The sequence below is a fragment of the Thermocladium sp. ECH_B genome, from assembly GCA_001516585.1.
GTDB lineage: Archaea > Thermoproteota > Thermoprotei > Thermoproteales > Thermocladiaceae > Thermocladium.
Window position 1 is genome coordinate 1 of the sequence record LOBW01000026.1, and the last position, 20647, is coordinate 20647.

A 20647-nucleotide genomic window follows, 5' to 3' on the forward strand; every position below is an offset into this window, starting at 1 on the left:
TTGGAAAATCATTTGATCCTATGTGCAATCAGTGGTGAGGCTTGAGGAGAGGCGAGCCTTTAAGCTATATATTAGTTGCAATTTATCTATCTTGCTTAACTGGCTTAATTCAACATCATTTGCTCTTAATTCATTAATGGCATTAATATAGTTAGGTAATTCATCCATGATGCGCTGCGGAAGCGCCTTAATTGTGGAGAAATTCTTAGGGCAATCCACGACCGGGACCGCGGCCAACTTAGTGGACCAGTGAAGCGAGAGTGGGACCCTGAACATGCCTACCTTGAGCATGGTGTTGCCGCCAATCATTACCTCATCCAGGTTATTTCTAAGCACTCTGAACCGCTTAGCGGTTCTAGTGAATGCCTCCCAAGTCACGCCTACTATAGTGCCAGCCATCCGCTTATCTATTCCCCTGGATAGGAGCGACATCACCTTGAATCCATTCATGCCATCAAAGAAAGTCAAGGTCGACTCAACGCCCAGGAAGGCAAGGGTTTGCCTTATTGCCTGTATCGCTAAGTAAAACACAGTTGCGCCATCCTCGCTGAGCCAAAGGTTCCCTGTTCCCTTCACATCGAAAACAACCACATCTATTAATCCATTCCTAGAGACCGACGTCATTATATCGATAAATTCCCGCTTCACGACCGCCATCACGTCCTCCACATCATCTAGCTGCGCTTCCTCTCCCCTACTTGTCTTGTGATCGCCCTTAATTGCAGTGGACCTCCTTCCATTAGTGAATCTAATTATCAGCGGCGCTACCTTACCATAATAGGCCAGTGGATCTGCCTCAACCAGTGGATTCCTCATGTAGAGTCCCCCCGGGGCAAAGTGTAATAAGTTAATTTACCCTCTATCCAATCCCTCAGTATAGCTCTAGCCGCCTCATCTATATTAAGCCTACCACCCCTAAGCAGGAAGCCTCGCCGCCTAGCCACAGCCTCTATGGCCTCCATGGGGTCCCTCACATCGATTCCATATCTATCCATTAAAGCCGTGGAGCCTAATTCCAGCATCCTCTTGATCAATGAAATAGCGCTCCTCACGGGATCCTCCACATCGCTGGGCGATTCCTCTCCCCTCACTATCCGCATTCCCGGATCATTGCTCTCCACAGGAATAATTCCAGGCGAATCAATTACCGTTAACCAAGGCCTAGCCTTAATGATCTTCTCCCCCCTAGTCCAGCCTGGAACTGGACTCGTTGGCGCCGCGTATCTCCCGCTTAGGTAATTTATTATTGTGGATTTACCTACATTTGGGTAACCCATGACTAGGACAGTAACCGGTATCCGAGTGGCCGTTCTCTTAATTGTTTTAGTCAGCATCCTAGTGCCCAGCCTATACTTAGCGCTTATGAAGATGGTTGGCGCATCCCTCTCCAACGCCCTCTTCCACCTTAGTAATGCGTTCATAGGCACCAGATCCGCCTTATTAAGCACTATAAGCAGACCCTTTCCTCTCTCCCTGACCATTGCCTCAGCCCTAGGGCTCCTCGTGGCCTCCGGATCCCTTGCATCCAACACCTCCATCACGATATCGCTCGCCTCCACCATCCGCTCAACCCGCCTCCAGCTCTCCCTATTGAATTGAGTAATGGCCATGTGGATCCACGTTGAGGCTCGCTATATAAAGTTTCATCCTTCCCATTAGAAACCCATCCATTAAGGCAATTACGGATTAGCCATATTTATTCCCCGGAGCAATTCGCATCCCAAGGAATTCATCATTAATGCGGCTCATGCCTCAACGAGAAGCGTGAGGATAATGACCTTCAGGGGGAAGGCATTTCATGAATTAATCGAAAACCAGTTGAGGCAAGGGTTACGTAGAGGAACGCAAGAATTCGGCGGCAAACATTGAGGCGCCGGGCCACGGCAAGTCCATACCAAATATTCCGGCTCTCGGGGCTCCGGCCGCGCCAATAGCAATATAGAGAGGACTATGCGTTGGCGATCCGGTTCCAATTACTAGGACGCGTCTTCCTCGCGATGCATTTGCGATTGCTTTCCCCCATCTCGATATTGGTCTCCGGGCTTGCCTCGGTTATTGAGATGGGCGCTGTCTTGATTCCATTGGGGAACATGTATAGAAGGGGTATCCAGGCTCCATGATCGAGACCCCGCTCCTCATGCGATCTAGCCCTCAAGCCCCTGGACTTGGCTGTTCTAATTATGGATGTTGCTAGATCGACATCATTATTGGTCGAATAGCAGTAGGAATAGAGCTCCTGAGGGAATCCATGATAATCCTGTATGCATGGAAGTGGATTCTGGGTCTTAATTAGGAATTCGCCGTTTCACGACGTGAAGTGCGGACTAATAATTACAACTGCCTCTGGCTTCTCTTCCTCGCTTAGTCTCCTCCCGAGGCTCGAGAGGGGCTTCTTCCATGGATTATCTTCAATCAATATTGTGGGGGGGCCATGGAGGCAAATAATGATTGAACTACCATTGCCTCTTATTTAATCAATTGATTAAATATATTGCGGCCTAATCACTAATTCCTGAACAACCGTTGAGGAATATGTTTTAAACCGAAACATGATTGAGGACTCATGCATAGGGTTAAGTTAATGGCATCAATTGGCCCCGCTACCGATGATCCGGCAACATTCCAGGAAGTGGCGAAGCACATAGATGGGGCACGAATAAACTTCTCCCATGGGGATCCCCAGGAGTGGGGGAGACGAGTATCGTTAATACGAGGCGCTGGCCTACCGATTCTGGGAGATCTTAGGGGACCCGGAGTTAGAACTGGATTAGTTCACGGGGAAATTATAGTTAAGGCTGGGGAAACCATAGTTTTCAAGTATGGACAGGAAGCCACAGGAGGGGAAGTGCCGGTTCCAATCAAGGAGTTCTTTGCAGCCGTGGAACCGAGGGATGTGCTTGTAATGAATGATGGGAGGCTCAAGTTAATAGTTGAATCTAAGGATGAGAAGACCATTAAGGCAACAGCCCAATCCAGTGGAGTCATTGGAAGCAATAAGTCAATAGACGTGAAGGGTAAGGATTATCCTCTTCCGATACTGGATGATCACGATAAGGAAGCCTTATCGTTAGCCGTGGATTCCGGGTTCGAGTTCATAGGGATAAGCCATGTGAGGAGCGCCAAGGACATATTGGAGGTCAAGTCATATCTATCCAGCAAGGGAAGCGAAGCAAAGGTTATAGCTAAGATGGAGAGCAGGGCCGCCATAGATAACTTGAAGGAAGTGGTTGAGGCCGCGGATTACGTAATGGTGGCCCGCGGCGATTTAGGCATGACATTCGAGTTGGAAGAGGTTCCAATAATTCAACAAAGAATAGTGGAGGAGGCCCTTAGACAGGGGCGACCAGTAATGGTTGCGACCCAATTATTAAGCTCAATGGTCTCTAATCCGGTTCCAACGAGGGCGGAAGTCGTCGACGTAATGACTGCCGTAACGCAGGGAGTTGATGCGCTCCTCCTCACGGATGAAACCACGATCGGCAAGTACCCCATTGATGCAGTGAAGTGGCTTGAGAGGATCTCGGCGAAGTATGAGGGCTCCTCCTCCATTGTTGGGGTGGATCTATCTCTTTATGATTATAGAATGAGATTTGCAATGGGAGTCGCGAAGCTGGCTAGCGATATGGGGGCTAAGATAGTTATATTCACTAAAAGCGGATTAACTGCGGTGAGGATATCGCGGTTTAGGCCTGGAGTACCAATACTGGCAGCAACGCCGAGCAACTACGTGGCTAGGCAGCTCCGCATGATGTGGGGAGTCGAGTCAAGCGTCGTGAAGGCAAGCGATTATGAGGCAGGACTGGAGGAGGCGTTTAATCGGTTCCTTGAGCTTGGATTAATCACGCCTGGGGAGAACGTTGTATTGACGTACGGCATGCAGGGCAGAGAGGCGGAGCACTTGATTAGGGTTAGAAGGGCTTAACGCTTTACCTGTATCCTGTATTCATGTATCCGTTCCTTAGCCTTCTCCCTCGCTTCCCTATGGCTAGCAATGAAGCTCGATAATCGTTCATTAAGCATTAACTTGCACTCTCCACAGAGCAGCCGCCCAGATCTGCAGTCCTCATATATGCTCCTAACCTTCTCGTCGCTCTCCTGGAAAAGCAGGTGATACTTATAGACCGGGCAAATATCAGGATTACCGCCAAGCCTCCGCTGCTCCTCAACAGTCGCCTGTCCCCCAGTGAATGCATTCATTACTTTTCGCTTTATTGCCTTCTCGTTATCTGTGACATATATGGATGATTCGGGCGTTGATGCGCTCATCTTATCCTCCCCAGTCAAGCCTGGAAGGAACTTACTATAAATCGTAGCCGGCTTTGGGTATCCAAGGAGCGGCGCCACGTCTCGACCCAGTCTGAAGTAGGGATCTTGATCTATAGCGGTCGGTATTAGGACCGGCACTTCTTCTCCATATAGGCTTGATGGGAGGAACGCCATTGCCATTTCCAGCGTTGGGAAGAAGGCTGCACCTACATTAGTTGAATCCGTGAATCCAAAGGTATGCTTAAGGGTGGAGAGCGTTAAGTGCTTCCCTATCCTCACCGCTATTCCATAGAGGAGCGAAATATCCTCTGTATCTATTATTAAGTGTAGGTTACGGGGCTCAAAGCCGAGGGCTATCAAATCAAGGGCATTCTCATACGCTAATCTATTCGTTTCCTCCAATGTGTAGCCCTCCTTAACTAAGAACTTCTCGTCATCAGTTAACTCAAAGAAGAACTCCACTCCAAACTTATCTACAAACCATTTGGCCAGAATCCATGGAACTAGATGCCCAATATGGAGATCGCCACTGGGTCCCCGCCCAGCGTAGAGAGCCCACTTCCCCCCAGCCGCATGCCTGCTCAGTACTTGGGTCAAGTCCCTATGCGCATAGAAGTATCCCCGCCTTATTAATGGATGGATATCCCCAGCGAGTGACTTGAGGAGTTGCATTTCCTCCTCTCCAATTAATTGAACGCCGAATTCCTTTGCAAGCCTCAGGTAATCCACCTTGCCTTTAACGCTCCAGGGCGTTACCGAGAATTCGCCTTCGCTTGCCAGATGGGTATCACTATGAAGCCTGGGCCTCCCCATGCTTAAAAATTATTCCCTCCCTAGTTGGCTTTAGCCTTGCCTCATCAATATTTATAAACTGGAGACGACTGGGTGATTCATGCCTTTAAGACCAGGAAGGTGCTATAGGAGACTGAAGAGACCATATACGAGAACCAAGTACATTCATGGAGCCCCCTATGCCCAGATACCTAAATTCGAGATGGGGGCCACTAAGCCTAAGGATAGGGAGAAATTCACCGATGTAGTCGCATTATTCCCCCTAGTCTCTGGCCAGATAAGGGTTAACTCCTTGGAGGCCGCAAGNCAAATGGCGTATAAGTACTTATCCGCCACTTTGACTGATCAAAACTTTTACCTAAAACTAGCCAAGTACCCGCACCACGTGATTAGGGAGAACAAGATGTTAGCAATGGCTGGAGCAGACCGTCTCCAGGAAGGCATGAGGCAATCATTCGGGGTCCCCACGGGGAGAGCCGTCCAAATAAAGAGGGGAGATGTACTATTCTATGTGGAGGTTGAGGCGAAGAACGTGAACCACGCCAAGATAGCGCTGAAGAGAGCCATGTCTAAACTAGCAATTCCTTGCAGGATGGCTTTCGCGAAGAGGGGAGAACCGCTCCTCATTCTAGGCAAAGNAGAAGTCCTCGCGTGACTAGGGCCACTTGCCTAGCTACTTCGCCCGTCGAGAATCCCATTTGCATTGCATCCGTGCTTATCCAGAGGATTAATTCATCGTTCTCCGCCTTAATCATGATTCTCCCAAACCGGGACTCAACCATTTTCCCAGCATCGCTTGCCCGCAATCCTAGATACTTTAGCAAGTAGGGGAGCGCCCTAATTATGCCGGGCGCACTGTACCTACAGGGTACGTAATTTACACCGTTCTCCGAGTAATTGCTATAATTCATGTCGCATTGGGCCTTTATTTCATCTATATCGAAGTACAGTAGGCTCATGATTTTCCCCGGTCCAAGTCTCCTATAAAGCTTTGATCCCTTTACTCTGTTTCCAACTAGGTTAAACTATTTTTATAAAAATTAATAAACTGATTTGCATTTACTAGAGCAATATCCTTATGGTATAGGTATTAATATGGTTGTTCATATTTCGCTCTCCGNAACGCAAAGGTTAAATAGTATTAACATATGACTAACCCCTAAATGTCGTTTAACAACATATTCGACACGAGGACAGATGCAGTGAAGGGCGCAGCGCTCCCGGCTCCTGGGTCAGCGGAGAGGGAGACATATGTTAATCTCTATTGGCTTCTCGGCGGCTCTAAGGGCGGTCCAACGCGACTGAGGATATTAATAGAGATAAAGAGGAGCCCCATGAATCCAAATCAAATATCGCGTCGATTGGGTCTAGGCTATAAAACAACAATGTATCACTTAAATATACTTGAGAAGAGTGGTTTAATTAAGCGGCTCAATAATAAGTACGGGGCTCCATATTACACGACGGAGCTCGTTGATTCCAATTGGGCTAAAATTATTAAATTAGCCAGCAAGCTGGGAATTGACACTGAATGGGATTAGTGGACCTAGTAATCGATACGACATTAATTGGTTGCCAAATAGTGATGTCAGCCCTCATAGTGAAGAATTATTTTCACGTGTTTAGGTTAAAGGCGCCGCTTAGCTTCGCATTGGCGATATTATCGTTAATACTTCTATCCCATAGCATAGCGATGTTCATACTTGAGATAGAGCTCTCCGCGAGCCTCCTCATCAAGTTCGTTGATTTACCATTTTTATCCCTATGCATACTTGACTTAATCGGGATATGTGTGATTTACTATGTATCCAGGCTCTAGGGTCGCCGTGGCATGAATTAATGCGATTCCCGCTCCTTTAAGGGCAGGGGCTCTATAATTGAATGACCTTTATTTTCGGAGGCCGGCTTTTTGGATGAGGGCAAAAAGTTAATATTAGGCTATTGATGCTTTGCCGATGAGAGTTAAGAGAATTGAGCTTTACCATGTGGTAATGAGGCTCAAGACCAAGTTCGAGACAAGCTTCGGCGCGTCGTTGGATAGACATGGGGTACTGGTTAAGGTCATGTTAGATAATGGACTCGATGGATGGGGGGAGGTCACTGCAGATGATGGGCCGTGGTATAGTTATGAGACAGTGGGCACGGCTTGGCTAGCAATTAGGGATTACATGGCGCCGATCCTGAGGGGAATGGATATAGTAGAGCCTCGATCATTCATAGATAGATTAAGCAGGGTTAGGGGTCATAACATGGCTAAGGCGGGGCTGGAGGAAGCTGTGTGGGATGCATATGCGAAGTCCCTGGGTAAGCCTCTCCATGAGTTGCTGGGAGGGGTTAGGGACAAGATAGTTAGCGGGGTCTCCATTGGCATTCAGTCTAATATTGATGAGTTGATGAAGGCCATTAATTTCTACTTAGAGTCAGGTTACCGGAGAATCAAGATAAAGATCAAGCCTGGATGGGATGTGAATGTAGTTAAGCAAGTTAGGCGCGAGTATCCCGATATACCTCTCCAGGTGGATGCTAACTCGGCCTACTCCTTAAGTGATGCCAGGATTTTCCGGGAAATGGATGACCTTGATCTACTCTTGATCGAGCAGCCCCTTGATTATGATGACTTAATCGATCACGCCAAGCTTCAACGCGATCTGCGCACGCCGATTTGCCTGGATGAATCCATAAAGGGCCCCCTTGATGCTAGGAGGGCATTTGAATTGGGTTCCTGTAAGGTCATTAATATTAAGCCGGGAAGGGTTGGGGGAATAACTAATAGCGTTGCGATTCACGATTTCTGCAGATTAGTTGAGATGCCGGTTTGGATAGGCGGTATGCTGGAGACCGGGGTAGGGCGTGGGGTTCAAGTTGCCCTTGCCACTCTGCCTAACGTTAAGTTACCGAATGATATAAGCGCCAGCGATAGGTATTATGATGAGGATATAACGGAGCCATGGTCATTGAATAAGGATGGAACGATAAGTGTCAGAAAATTGCCTGGCATTGGAGTTGAGCCCAGGTTAGAGGCGTTGCGGAAGTACTCGGTGAAGCAGGAAGTAATTGAGCTGCAGTAGATGGTGTTTTCGGCAATTCTTCTCATTAGTGTGGCCATTTAACATTTCCATTCTTTAATTTAATTGATTATTTAAAAATAATGTATTATCTGGGTTATTTTAAAGAAAAATATTTAAACGTTCAAGCTAAGAAAAAACAGTGAAGAACAAGAAAGGCGATACAGGATCCCGACTCGCCGACTCAAATCCAAGCACTGGCATTGGAAGCGCCAACAGCAATGCAGCGATGCGGGTCCAAGGGTTTCCCTGGGGATCAATAATAGCGCTGGCAATGGGAATGCTGGTTTACGGCGTCGCTGAAAGCTATGGACCAGTGGCCGCAATAGGTAACATAATACCAACCAAGTATGCGTTCCTAGCGCTCAGCCTGCCATATATAGCGGGCGGCTTCGGCTCACTGCTCTCCGGTTACTTGACCGACAGCATTGGCCGCAGAAACTCATTCATACTCACGGCAGCGCTGATACTCGCCGGGGTAGCCATATACGTTGCCGCCGGCTCCAACGTAATTGCCCTAGTCATATCATTCATATTGATAGGGATGGCCGCAATAGGGCTCGAGACCCCTGTATTATCGATAATAGCGGAATCCGTTCCAGCCAAGTGGCGCGGCAATATTGAGGTAATTGTCCAGAACTTCGGCAACTTGGGAGTGGCCATAGTATTCATCCCGCTCCTCCTCGGCTTCAGCGCGCTCCAAACCGAGGTGGCCATAGTCCTCCTCTTCCTAGCTCCCCTTGCCGCACTTATAATTGGGTACTTCATGGTGGAGGAATCGCTTCCATGGAAGGCATTGGCCGGCAAGGCCGATCTAGACGTAAATGATGCATGGAAGTCAATAGATGGCGAGACTGAACCGGTCTCACCAACCCTAAGCATCCCCCTTAGATTCCTCATAATAACCATAATAGGCATTGCCCAAGACGTTGCCTTCGTTTACATAACGTACGATGTTGGCTTCCTCTACTTCTCAAGCAGCCTAGCCAGCGAGATACCGCTAATTGGCGGCCTCATGATGGTGATCGTTGGGATAATATTTGGTGCAGCCATTGTTCACCGCGTATCAAGAAAGGCAGCCTCGCTAGCATCATATGGATTACTGGCCCTGCTATGGATAATTCTATGGACATATGAGGCAATCACTAGGGATATATCAAGCACCACGTTACTAGCCCTCACAGCGCTTCTCTTCATACCCGTCGAAACTACGTGGGGGGTTAGGGCAATGCTTGAGCCAGAGATGTTCCCAACCCAGATGAGAGGCAAGTACGTTTCATATGTGAGAACACTTGTCTGGATAATTGCCGGCACAATAACAGGTCTACTATCCCTCTATGTCCTCTCGTTTAATGCCGAGGCGGCCATAGTGACGGCGATATTCATCACGGCCCTCGCAATGACACTCCTATGGTACCTGAAGGGATTCGAAACGGGAAAGAAGAGCTTGGCCGGCCACGACGTAACTAGGTAAAGCCAAACTAAAATCCCCTAAGTTTTTATTCCACTATTAGCGATAAGGTGAGGGGTAAAATTAAAAAACAAAAGCGCTACAGGCATAGATGAGGGCCCGTGGCTTAGCCAGGTGGAGCGGCCGGCTCATAACCGGTAGGCCCCGGGTTCAAATCCCGGCGGGCCCATCACTAATGGAGGATATAGATAACGAAAAAAGTTTACCTTTTGCTTAATAATTATGATAATTAAAATATTGATTATCAATGTTTGTTGGCATTGCCTTAATCCATTTAACATTGTTTAATTTTGTTGACATTTAGTTATCTGTTAACTATTTATTAGCTTTAGTAAACTCGTGTTAACCTGACCTCCTCCCTGCCCTAAAGGGGCCGAGGTTTGTCGTTCGTTTTTATCAAAACTCTATGGTGACAAGGTATACGATTCAAGGAGCATATACAACTCTCTCGATGGAAAGGTAATAATTTCCACAAGGAAGAACTCTTCCACGCTTTCAGGGGATTCTCATTATAAGGCAAGAATAGCCAGAGAAATAAAAAGAACAGAGAGCGAATGAAAAAATAACAATTAATTATGATAAGAGATGGATTGTGGAAATATATTTCTCAGGTCTCAAGAGGGTGATGGGTGAAATTGTAAAGGCAAAGAGGTTTGAATACATAGCTCAGGAGATGGCAATGATGNCCCATTATTATAATATTCTCAGACAGATAGTGGAGGCCTATCATTTATGCAACATACTTATAAATAAAGTGATGATATTATATTGATATGAATGATGAAAAGGCCGATGTGGATAAGATCCTGAAAGAACTTGGGACAAGTCAATCTGGCCTGACAGAAGAGGAAGCACAGAAAAGAATCGAACAATACGGCTACAATGAGATGCAGGAAAAAAAGGAAAACAAAGCCATCAAGTTTCTCAAAAAATTTTGGGCGCCTGTTCCCTGGATGCTGGAGGCCACCATAGTAATAACTGCCTTGCTTGGTAAATATCTCGATACATACATAATTTTGTTTCTTCTCGTTTTCAACGCATTCATAGGATTTTTTCAGGAATCGAAGGCTGAAAATGCGGTAGAACTCCTAAAACAAAAGCTCAGGGTGAGGGCGAGAGNTATCAGGTCAAGTAACTGGAAGCAAATTGAGGCCAGGTTTCTGGTTCCAGGGGATATTATAGACATAAGGCTGGGGGATGTTGTACCAGCGGATTCAGTCGTAATATCAGGTAGCCTTGAAATTGATCAATCTGCGCTGACGGGAGAAAGCGTAACGGTGTCAAAGGAGAGGGGAGATGCCGTGTACTCAGGATCTATAGTCAAACGCGGGGAAGCACTGTCCGTTGTCGTAAAGACCGGACCAAATACCTACTTTGGAAAAAACTGATCTTATACAATCTGCTGGAACTAAATCACACATAGAATCACTCATATTTGGCATAGTTAGGGATCTGATAATACTAGATGTGATCCTTGTTCTGATAACCGCCACATACTCTTACTTTATTCATATACCAATACAGGACATAATTCCACTCATCCTAGTGCTTCTGATAGCTTCAATTCCTGTGGCACTTCCTGCGACATTCACGATAGCTATGGCCTATGGGGCTCTCGACATTTCTCGAAAGGGTGCTATAGTGACAAGACTAAGCGCAATAGAGGATGCCGCATCGATGGATGTTCTATGCTCCGATAAAACTGGAACCATAACCAAGAATCATCTTACAGTTGTGGATCCTATACCGCTCAACGCAGATGAGAAAGATCTCATAATGTATGTGGCATTTGCATCTGAAGTTCAGAGCGATGATCCCATAGATAAGGCCATATTGGAATATGCAAAGGCCAGGAACATAGTACCGGATATTTCGCTTAGGATGGCTTTCACGCCATTTGACCCTTCAACCANGCGAACCGAAGCGGTAATCAAGATGAATGGAAAAACCATAAAGGTGGCCAAAGGTGCACCACAGATCATAAGCCAGCTGTGCAGCACGAAATACGATGAAATAATGGATGATGTTGTGAATCTGGCAAAGCGAGGCTACAGGGTCATAGCCGTAGGTGCCGGAGAGGATGGGATGCATCTTGTCGGTTTAATACCACTCTATGATCCGCCGCGTGATGACTCAAAGCAGCTCATATCAGATCTAAAGGATCTCGGCGTCTCGGTTAAAATGGTCACAGGAGACAATGAACCCATAGCTGAGGAGATAGGTAAACAGGTGGGAATCGAGGGAAAGGCCTGCAACATCCATACTGATGGCAAATTTTCAGATGAGTGTGCCATATACGCAGAGGTATTTCCAGAGGATAAGTTCAGAATAGTGAAATCGCTGCAGGAAGAGGGTCATATTACCGGAATGACCGGCGACGGTGTCAATGATGCACCCGCGTTGAGACAGGCGGAGGTCGGTATAGCTCTCAGCAACGCTACTGATATTGCAAAGGCTTCGGCAAGCATAGTGCTTACGCATGAAGGCATTTCTGATATAGTCGAGGCAGTCAAAGAGGGAAGGAGGATATTCCAGAGGATGCTGACGTATACGCTTAACAAGATAGTGAAAACCATACAGGTTGTGGCGTTTCTGACGATTTCGTTCTTCGCCGTGCATTTCTTCGTGACCACGCCATTTGATATAATACTACTACTATTCGCCAACGATTTCGTAACCATGTCGATTGCGACAGATAATGTAAGGTATTCGAATAAGCCAGAAAAATGGAATGTAAAGGCCATGGTAGTCACATCTGGTCTTATAGCGGCCCTTCTCGTAGTTGAGGGTTTTATAGTTCTCTATGCTGGTCTGTATCTCCATTTCTCAAAAAACATGATACATACCTTAATATTTGATGTGCTTGTATTCAGCGGCTTGTTCAATGTTTTTATGGTAAGAGAAAGAGGGCGCTTCTGGCACTCAAAGCCTTCACGATACTTGATGTTATCGATACTTGGTGATATAATCGGAATCTCTCTGATATCTGCACTGGGTATCCTCGTTAACAAAATACCCGTATACTCCATATTGATGGCTCTGGCCTTTGCATTCGTCTGGATGGCATTCGTTGATGCGCTGAAGAACTACGTCTTCAGGATATACGGTCTGTAATAATGCTGTTTGTGATGCAGTTAAATAGAACCAGAAAAAAGGATCGGCGTTTAATCAACGTTGAGATTCGGTCGGAAATGCCTTGATGGGGCCGTCTGAGGTTCAAACCCTATATATTTCAAAGATGCGAAAAACTGTTTCAGAACGTATTTACTGGCGATCAGCGTCTTCCATGCATGTATCTATTGAAAGCACTTTCCAGTTTCTATGATATGGATTTATCAACAATAAACAAGGAAATTGAGAGAGTGGATTACGATAATGTTAACAATCTAATGATGTGTGATGGTGGAATAGCATCGGCTTACTGGTCAGAATTAACTAAAATATTCAATTCCTTAGCCAAAGATTTCCACTTTGAATGAAGGAAAAATCTTTCGTATTCATGGAATATGAACGCATCCGATCCAATTAATGCATTGCCGAATTATGGATATGCAATACTTGAATCAATGGTAAGGAAAGATATCAATTCCATAGGTTTAGATGTTTCAATCGGCTATCTTCATGAAATGGCACCCTCAAAGCATCCTTTAGTATACGATTTACAGGAACTGTTCAGAAATGTCGTTNACTATCCCGTAATCGAATTAATGGAAAACAAATTAAAGAAGTCAGATTTCATAACACAACTGAGAATTACCATATTAGGTTAAAACCTAATACAGCAAAACTATTGATTGAGAAAAATCAAGAACAATTTCAATCAGCGTTATGAATTCAAGAATAAACAGCACACTTTAGAAAGTATCATGTTTGAGAGCATAAGGGAATTGAGCAAATACATTACTGGAAATAGTAAAAAACTGGAATTCGTAATACCTTAGAAATAAAAAGAAACAATTATTCTCAAGTCAGGGATAAGATTATGTCAATTGATCTTGAAAAAGGGAAAGAGTTGAAGATAAACAAGTCAACGTTATGGTATCAACAGAAAAATATAAAAGAGGAAAGGTTTATAGTAAGACTATAGTGAGGATCGAATGAACGATGAAGATAAAGAAAAGATTAAACAAAATTTAATAATTGCTCAATATAATAGAGCTTCCTACGATTACAGAATGTTTGACCAATTGTTGTGGCAAGTTCCTAGTGTTGCTATTACTATAACATCAGTTGTCTTTGCCGTGTCTTTTGGTTTTATCAAGAATAATTATTTAGTAATGGGACTGGTATTAATTCTAGGAGGAATTTTTGATTTTGTCCTTCTGGTTGCACTGACTAAATATAGACTTATGCAAGATGTTAGGGTTGCATGGATGGAGTCGATTGAAAAAGAAATGGGAATAGAGAATATTCCTGTCAGTACAGAAAAAGCAATAAGATACTTGAATGAAAGAAATTATACTCATAGAACTTTTTCTTGGTTTAGGACAAGAAATGCATTTAGGTCGCTTTTTTTTGCAATTCTTGTACTTTTTATTACTTCATTATCAATTGGTATAGGTCTAATTTATTTTTATCTGGTAATGCATTGAATCTCATTATGAATTGAAATTCCAGAACGAATGAAAACTGAGAATATCATGGAATTGAGTAAACACATAACAGGAAAGAAAAAATTACTTTGAATTCAAGATACCAGATATAGTGATATCAAGGAATGACAGCAATGAAATGAGGAATAAGATTATGTCAATTGATCTTGAAAAAGGGAAAGAGTTGAAGATAAACAAGTCAACGTTATGGTATCAACAGAAAAATATTAAAGAGGGAGAGAGCATGAAGATATATAGAAAGATGGTGAGCAAATATGGAAAAGAATGAACAATTGTTTTATGATAAATTAAAAGATATATTCATAGGAGCAAAGATTGAGGGCAATTCTGGATTCGTAAATTTAATGAAAATAAAATCATCCTATTTCGATATAGTATTCAAAGAATTAAAAAAGGAAATTGATGAAAAATTGAAGGAATTTCCTGATTTCAAGGAGGAGATATACGATAAGCTCAATACATTCTTTTCCACATATTTTTCTGAATCCGGTTCAATATACTTCACCTATACACCTCTAAAAAGTAAAATCTATGATAAAATATACACTGATCAGGATGACGTTATCCTATTCTGGAAGACAAGAATGTTATATTACGTGAAGACGGATAGATTATGGAATGATTTAACGGTGGAATATAACAAGGATAACGTCAAATACATTATAAAATTTGATGTATCTAAATTAGAGCACAAATCCGCAAATGAAAAGAGAGAAGTAATATATGAATTAAACGATATAAAAAACAATGAGGTTTCATTTTATGTTTTATATTCAGAAAGGGGAAGAAAAACTGAGTTTGGAGAAATAACAAGGAAATTAAATACTAATAGGATTTATCTCAATGAGGAAGATATTGAAAAAATATTCAAAATCTTTGAGAAACAAAATGAAGTTGATTACTTCATTAATAAGGACGCTAAATCTTTCTTAAGAGAACAATTTGATCTTTGGCTAAAGAATTACCTTTTTGACGATGAATCGGATTTTTCTGAGAAGAGGATAAAAGAATTAAAAACTCTAAAGGAAATTGCGTATAAGATTATTGATTTTGTATCACAATTTGAGGATGAACTTGTTAAAATATGGAATAAACCTAAATTTGTTTTGAATTCCAATTATGTCATAACTTTAGATAGGATTGCCAATAAAAATGGTGGAATGGAAATCATAAAGAAGATATTAAATCATGAAAGAATAAATGATCAGATTAATGAATGGAAGGAATTAGGCATTATCGATGATGATTTTAAGAAGGAAGATATAATCCAAATGGGCATTGTAGAAAGTTTAAATCCTAAATATAAGTTCCTACCAATAGATACAAAGTACTTTAAGGATTTAGAGTTAGATATTCTTTCATTATTTGATAATTTGGATAAGGAACTGGATGGATGGTTAATTCATTCTGAGAATTATCAGGCTTTGAATACGATTTTGCCTAAATTTAAGGAAAAGGTACAGACAATATATATTGACCCACCATTTAACAAAGAACAAGATGCAAATTACTTCTACTCGGTGAAATATAAGGATGCTACATGGGCAACAATGTTAGAAAATAGGATAAGATTAGGAAGAGAATTCTTGAATGAAAGGGGAAGTATTTTTGTTAGGTGTGATTATAATGGTAATTGGATTGTAAGACCTTTAATGAATGATATTTTTGGGGAGGAGAATTTTAGGAATGAGATAATAGTAAAAAGAGGAGCTCCAAAAGCAGGTTTACTGTCTCAATTTAAAAATTTTAGAGCGATGACTAATTCATATGATAATCTTTATTGGTATTCTAAGAAAGAAGAAGTAAGATTCACTGGCTTTTATAAAGAAGCATCGGAAGAAAAAAATTATATGGTTTTTGGGCAGATTTTCAGAAAGGCGAAGCATATGATAGACCAACAATGAGATATGAGATTCTCGGGATTAACATAAGTAAAGGACAATGGAAATGGAGTAAAGAAAGAGCATATAAAGCAGTAGAAAATTATCGAAAATACTTGGAAGAATCAAAAATAACGGGTGAAACCTTAGAAGAATATTGGATTAGAACTGGAAAACAATTGGAATTTATTAAAAGAGAAGGGAATAAAATTAAATATTGGGTACATCCAAGAGAAGAATTGCTCATAGATAATAACTGGTTAGATATATCTGGTTATTCTTCTTTAACAGGATTTCAAACCGAGAACTCCGAAATTCTCTTAAAACGTGTCATAGAATCAACATCAAACGAAGGAGATTTAGTCATGGATTTCTTCCTAGGCTCTGGCACTACAACAGCAGTAGCCCACAAACTTGGTAGAAAATGGATTGGTGTTGAGATGGGTGAACACTTCTACAGTGTGGTTTTACCAAGAATGAAGAAGGTTTTAGCATATGATAAACGGGATATCAAAAGAAGAGGGTGTACAAGAAAAGTATAACGAAAATAGTGCTGGTGGATTTTTCAAATATTATGATTTAGAGCAGTATGAACAAACCCTTAGAAAATGTCATTATATACCGTCAGAACCATTCTTTGATTTGGATGATAAATCAATTTATGAGCAGTATGTTTTCTTAAAGGATCCGAAATTGCTTGATGCTATGGAATTGGATTACAAGAACAACAAAATTAGCATAAAATTTGATGAAATTTATCCAAACATAGATATTGCAGAAACATTATCAAACTTGAAAGGCAAATGGATTAAGAGGATAACAAAGGATTCCGTGATATTGGTGGATGATAATAATAATGAAGAAGAGGTAAAATATGACAGAATAGACTTCAAAACCATAAAGCCGTTAATATGGTGGTAAAGATGGCTAAGAAGGAAGAGAAGAAAGAGAATATTTTATACGAAACTATTGCCAATGAATTGGATTATGGATCCTTACCCAGAGCTTGGCAATTAAATAACATTGAATACTTTTCAGATAGGAAGAAATTATTTGACTATCAGATAGATGCAATTAAAAACATCACTAAGTTTCTAAAGCATTTCTATGATGATCTATATGAGTATCCAAAGAAGAATAAATACGACGAATTCATTGAAACAAAGAAGAAATTATACAATGAATTGTTGCAGAGAAATAATAAGATAAAGGACTTGGGCCCATCTGATGAAAACAAGGCCGTTAAAGAATTGTTACAGTATTATGACTATGAAAACAGACAGAAAAGAAAGGTAATAGGCTTCTACAATTTTGTTAACAGAGCTAGCTTCTGGATGGCTACTGGATCGGGAAAAACCTTAGTCATAATTAAACTAATCGAGCTCTTGGATTATCTAATGAATAATGGAAAAATACCTAAGAATGATATTCTATTTCTAACATATAGGGAAGATCTGATAGAGCAATTCAGAAAGCACGTGGATGAATACAATTATTATCATTATAGAAAGATAGTTCTACACAATCTAAAGGATTATGATAAGTTAAAGAACTTCGAAATCTCGGCAAGCAAGGATAATATAAATGTGTTCTTTTATAGATCTGATTTGATTTCCAATGAGACAAAGGAAAAGGAATTATCGTACATGGATTTCGAAAATAACGGTAAATGGTATTTGATATTGGATGAAGCACATAAAGGGGATAAGGAGGATTCCAAAAGACAACTGTATTATTCATTCATAACTAGATTTGGTTTTCTCTTTAACTTTTCCGCGACATTTACAGATCCATGGGATATTATAACGACCGTATTCAACTTCAACCTAGATCGTTTCATAGAGAAAGGATACGGCAAGAATGTCTACGTATCTCAAAAAAACATGGATAAATTTGATGAATTTGATGAAAATGAGAAGGAAAAGATTGTATTAAAGTCATTAATACTTCTCACAGCTATTAAAATGGCAAGAGAAAGTATCTCTTCAACTTTTAAATCCGATAATCAATTGAGTATTCAATCGGATTTATACCATAACCCAATGATGGTAATATACGGCAATTCGGTAAATATAGATGATTCCGATCTACAGATAATTTTCAATGTATTAGAAAAAATCGCCATAGAGTCCAATATACATAATTACAATGAGGCGATGGTTGATCTATTGGATGAATTAAAGAGTCATCCAAGGTATGTGTTTGCCCATGATGAGTTAATAATTGATGAAAATTTTTTGAAAAGCATAACTTACGATCACATACTGAAATACGTTTATAATTCAGAAACAAATGGTAAAATTGAGGTTATAAAAATTCCAAATAATGAAGAGGAGTTGGTTCTAAAGCTTAAGACTTCTGATAAACCATTTGCACTAATAAAGATTGGCGACATCGGGAAATGGGTTAAAGAGAAATTGAAAAATTACGAGATAAATGAGTCCTATGATAACCAGAGTTATTTTCAAAGGTTAAATGAAGATGATAGCTCAATAAACATACTTCTAGGTTCAAGATCTTTTTACGAAGGCTGGGATTCCAATAGACCAAATGTGATGATGTTTATCAACATTGGTATGGGCGACTCAAGGAAATATGTACTGCAATCCATAGGTAGAGGGGAAAGAATAGAGCCTTTAAAAGGCATGAGAAAGCGTTTGAGATTCCTGGCCAATGAAAATACATTGGCTAAAACAATAAGGGATAAACTCAAGAGTTGCGATGTATCTATGATTGAATCCCTCTTTGTCTTCGGCACTGATGTGGAAAATATTAAAAAAATCATGGATTCAATAAAATACGAAAGGAGTAAATCCGGCTTCAATATAGAATTAGAGAAGAACAAAAATATTGATGGCCATAATTTACTGATACCTGTTTATAGGGAAAATGATAAGCCAGAGATTTCAGAAATTCCTAAATTTACAGGAAATTATGAATTGTTGAATAGATATGTTCAATGGCTGGGAGATGATAAATTGCTTTATGCATTATACAACGAATATCTACAAGTCTCTGATATACAAAGATTAAAGGAATATCTCAGGGAAGATAATTTCGATAGAAATAATGATGGAAACGCCTTCATGCAAACCATCGATCTGATAAACCATATTAAAATTATCTTAGAGAATATTGATACGTTTAAGAACCTAGAAAACGAAATAATACACTTTAAGGAAATAAGTGCAATTCTCGAGGAAAATGAATTAAATGATTTAAAAAAGAAGATAAATTATGTGATAGGTTATGGTAGACAGGAAGAACAACTTGATATGTTAACTAGAAAGTTAAAAAACAATGAGATATCGCCGGAAGAATTTCAAAGGCAAGTAAAGAAAATAAACTGGTTCGACGATGTGGAATTTAAAAAAGACAAATTTAAAATCAGTATTAAGAATATAAAGAACCATTATTACATCCCTGTAATCGTGGCAGAGGATTCTAAGGAAGATCTCATAAATCATATAATAAAGGAAGAGAGCGAGAAAAAATTTATCGAGGACCTTGAAAATTATATTAAAAACAATGAGGTAAATGCGGACTTTTGGTATTTCTCAAAAATAGACCAGACCACAGATAAGATTTACATCCCATATTATAACAAGAAAGATAATAGACAGGATAAATTCTATCCAGATTTCATTTTCTGGATAAGGAAAGACAATGATTATTACATCATATTCGTAGATCCTAAAAGTACTTCATTTACTGATTACGAATACAAAGTTGATGGATATTCAAGAATCTTCGAAGAAAATGAAAAAATAAAAGAGTTCCATAAAGATCGATTAAACATATACGTATATCTCCTTCTTTATACAGACGATAAAAAGAGATTACCAGAAAAATACAAGAAATATTGGTACGATGACCCTAAGTCGATTTTTGATATAATAAATAAAACAAATAACTAATAAATTCAATTCTTCTCTTTATACAATCCTATTCTAATACCATCAATAGTGAAGATCTCAAACAATGGATTTTAACAATAAAGCCTAAATATGCCAGGGATAGAGGAATATCAGTAAGAGAACTAAAGAGACAAAACCAAGGGAGGTAACCGAGTAGCGCCCATAATGAGGCGTAAACCCTAAGGCCTTGGGAAACCCTCAAGGCGGGAAGGAGGTCAGATAGTTTTCTTTATACACATGGGGGAAACCTCGCCATTTATGGCGGGGATGAGGGAAATACAAATATTTGATGTTCCTGTTTTTCTGATGCCCATCGTGGGGNTTAGGTTTAGAGCATATGCCGATCGACGAACGTTGAGGGCGTTAAAGGCCCAGTTGAAGTTGGCTTGTGAGATCTACAACACCCTTCATTGGGCAAGGCATGCGGGGCGGGAGCCGCCCGTGGTGCCCGTGGAGCTCCGCCCACTACCCGTGGCCCTCAGCTACGGGCAAGGCGGGGCGGGGAAGCCCCTTAAGGGCGGGGTAGCTCACCTAGGGATAGCTAGGTAGTTGTTTCTTCTTCTAGGTACCATTCCAATATGTATTCTTTTTGGTCGGCTATTGTTCTTGCCTCCTCATATGCTTCCCTCCATGTCTTGAATCT

The 20647-nt window shown here is 41.3% G+C and carries 18 protein-coding genes, 1 tRNA gene and 2 pseudogenes; 17 read left to right on the forward strand and 4 right to left on the reverse strand.

Annotated features, from left to right (window positions below; translation table 11 throughout):
* Positions 1-18 precede the first annotated feature (18 nt).
* Positions 19-816 carry a hypothetical protein gene (locus AT710_04640; protein KUO92070.1) on the reverse strand — a complete coding sequence of 266 codons (798 nt, stop codon included), beginning with the start codon at positions 814-816 and terminating at the stop codon, positions 19-21.
* Positions 813-1610 (reverse strand): GTP-binding protein, encoded by a 798-nt coding sequence (locus tag AT710_04645; protein KUO92071.1) that lies wholly within the window; start codon positions 1608-1610, stop codon positions 813-815. The genes AT710_04640 and AT710_04645 overlap by 4 nt, the downstream gene beginning before the upstream one ends.
* 953 nt (positions 1611-2563) lie before the next feature.
* Between AT710_04645 and AT710_04650 the strand changes: the two genes are divergently transcribed.
* Positions 2564-3922 (forward strand): pyruvate kinase, encoded by a 1359-nt coding sequence (locus AT710_04650; protein ID KUO92072.1) that lies wholly within the window; start codon positions 2564-2566, stop codon positions 3920-3922.
* Here the strand turns inward: AT710_04650 and AT710_04655 are convergent.
* Entirely contained in the window at positions 3919-5079 is a 1161-nt protein-coding gene (locus tag AT710_04655; GenBank protein ID KUO92073.1) for a tryptophan--tRNA ligase, read from the reverse strand. The genes AT710_04650 and AT710_04655 overlap by 4 nt on opposite strands.
* 79 nt (positions 5080-5158) lie before the next feature.
* Between AT710_04655 and AT710_04660 the strand changes: the two genes are divergently transcribed.
* A complete protein-coding gene (locus AT710_04660; GenBank protein ID KUO92074.1) occupies positions 5159-5713 on the forward strand; it encodes a hypothetical protein in 555 nt (184 codons plus the stop codon).
* On the opposite strand, the gene AT710_04665 is transcribed toward AT710_04660, so the two are convergent.
* On the reverse strand, positions 5682-6017 hold the full coding sequence (locus tag AT710_04665) for a hypothetical protein (GenBank protein KUO92075.1): 336 nt from the start codon (positions 6015-6017) through the stop codon (positions 5682-5684). The two genes, AT710_04660 and AT710_04665, sit on opposite strands and share 32 nt — an antisense overlap.
* A 204-nt stretch (positions 6018-6221) precedes the next feature.
* On the opposite strand from AT710_04665, the gene AT710_04670 reads away from it, so the two are divergent.
* From AT710_04670 to AT710_04740, 15 genes and pseudogenes are all read left to right on the forward strand, one after another.
* Positions 6222-6599 (forward strand): hypothetical protein, encoded by a 378-nt coding sequence (locus AT710_04670; GenBank protein ID KUO92076.1) that lies wholly within the window; start codon positions 6222-6224, stop codon positions 6597-6599.
* Positions 6590-6877: a hypothetical protein gene (locus tag AT710_04675; protein ID KUO92077.1), complete on the forward strand. Its 288-nt coding sequence runs from the start codon at positions 6590-6592 to the stop codon at positions 6875-6877. The genes AT710_04670 and AT710_04675 overlap by 10 nt, the downstream gene beginning before the upstream one ends.
* Positions 6878-7013: 136 nt before the next feature.
* The gene (locus AT710_04680; protein ID KUO92078.1) at positions 7014-8126 is read left to right on the forward strand and encodes an o-succinylbenzoate synthase; all 1113 of its coding nucleotides are present in this window, start codon (positions 7014-7016) and stop codon (positions 8124-8126) included.
* Positions 8127-8325: 199 nt separating this feature from the next.
* Complete coding sequence (locus tag AT710_04685; GenBank protein ID KUO92087.1) at positions 8326-9597, forward strand: transporter; 1272 nt, start codon at positions 8326-8328, stop codon at positions 9595-9597.
* Positions 9598-9689: 92 nt separating this feature from the next.
* A tRNA-Met gene (locus AT710_04690) sits at positions 9690-9763 on the forward strand.
* 423 nt (positions 9764-10186) lie between these two features.
* On the forward strand, positions 10187-10366 hold the full coding sequence (locus tag AT710_04695; protein ID KUO92079.1) for a hypothetical protein: 180 nt from the start codon (positions 10187-10189) through the stop codon (positions 10364-10366).
* 1 nt (position 10367) lies between these two features.
* Positions 10368-12708 (forward strand): annotated as a pseudogene (locus AT710_04700) (pirin).
* Between the two features lie 176 nt (positions 12709-12884).
* Entirely contained in the window at positions 12885-13073 is a 189-nt protein-coding gene (locus tag AT710_04705) for a hypothetical protein (GenBank protein KUO92080.1), read from the forward strand.
* Positions 13074-13100: 27 nt separating this feature from the next.
* A pseudogene (locus AT710_04710) lies at positions 13101-13695 on the forward strand (hypothetical protein).
* On the forward strand, positions 13692-14186 hold the full coding sequence (locus AT710_04715; GenBank protein KUO92081.1) for a hypothetical protein: 495 nt from the start codon (positions 13692-13694) through the stop codon (positions 14184-14186). The pseudogene AT710_04710 and the gene AT710_04715 overlap by 4 nt, the downstream one beginning before the upstream one ends.
* Positions 14187-14461: 275 nt before the next feature.
* Positions 14462-16111: a hypothetical protein gene (locus tag AT710_04720; protein KUO92082.1), complete on the forward strand. Its 1650-nt coding sequence runs from the start codon at positions 14462-14464 to the stop codon at positions 16109-16111.
* A complete protein-coding gene (locus AT710_04725; protein KUO92083.1) occupies positions 16108-16629 on the forward strand; it encodes a hypothetical protein in 522 nt (173 codons plus the stop codon). The genes AT710_04720 and AT710_04725 overlap by 4 nt, the downstream gene beginning before the upstream one ends.
* A 100-nt stretch (positions 16630-16729) precedes the next feature.
* A complete protein-coding gene (locus AT710_04730) occupies positions 16730-17008 on the forward strand; it encodes a hypothetical protein (GenBank protein ID KUO92084.1) in 279 nt (92 codons plus the stop codon).
* Positions 17002-20004, forward strand: coding sequence for a hypothetical protein (locus tag AT710_04735; GenBank protein KUO92085.1), 3003 nt, complete (start codon positions 17002-17004; stop codon positions 20002-20004). Before AT710_04730 ends, AT710_04735 begins: the two co-directional genes overlap by 7 nt.
* A gap of 258 nt (positions 20005-20262) precedes the next feature.
* Positions 20263-20553, forward strand: a complete 291-nt coding sequence (locus tag AT710_04740) for a hypothetical protein (GenBank protein ID KUO92086.1) — start codon at positions 20263-20265, stop codon at positions 20551-20553.
* The last annotated feature ends 94 nt before the right edge of the window (positions 20554-20647 follow it).

Bases quoted from the DNA above. Each gene is read 5' to 3' on its own strand.
- AT710_04640 (KUO92070.1), bottom strand. From the start codon at position 816: ATGAGGAATCCACTGGTTGAGGCAGATCCACTGGCCTATTATGGTAAG.
- AT710_04645 (KUO92071.1), bottom strand. From the start codon at position 1,610: ATGGCCATTACTCAATTCAATAGGGAGAGCTGGAGGCGGGTTGAGCGG.
- AT710_04650 (KUO92072.1), top strand. From the start codon at position 2,564: ATGCATAGGGTTAAGTTAATGGCATCAATTGGCCCCGCTACCGATGAT.
- AT710_04655 (KUO92073.1), bottom strand. From the start codon at position 5,079: ATGGGGAGGCCCAGGCTTCATAGTGATACCCATCTGGCAAGCGAAGGC.
- AT710_04670 (KUO92076.1), top strand. From the start codon at position 6,222: ATGTCGTTTAACAACATATTCGACACGAGGACAGATGCAGTGAAGGGC.
- AT710_04675 (KUO92077.1), top strand. From the start codon at position 6,590: ATGGGATTAGTGGACCTAGTAATCGATACGACATTAATTGGTTGCCAA.
- AT710_04680 (KUO92078.1), top strand. From the start codon at position 7,014: ATGAGAGTTAAGAGAATTGAGCTTTACCATGTGGTAATGAGGCTCAAG.
- AT710_04705 (KUO92080.1), top strand. From the start codon at position 12,885: ATGTATCTATTGAAAGCACTTTCCAGTTTCTATGATATGGATTTATCA.
- AT710_04715 (KUO92081.1), top strand. From the start codon at position 13,692: ATGAACGATGAAGATAAAGAAAAGATTAAACAAAATTTAATAATTGCT.
- AT710_04720 (KUO92082.1), top strand. From the start codon at position 14,462: ATGGAAAAGAATGAACAATTGTTTTATGATAAATTAAAAGATATATTC.
- AT710_04725 (KUO92083.1), top strand. From the start codon at position 16,108: ATGAGATATGAGATTCTCGGGATTAACATAAGTAAAGGACAATGGAAA.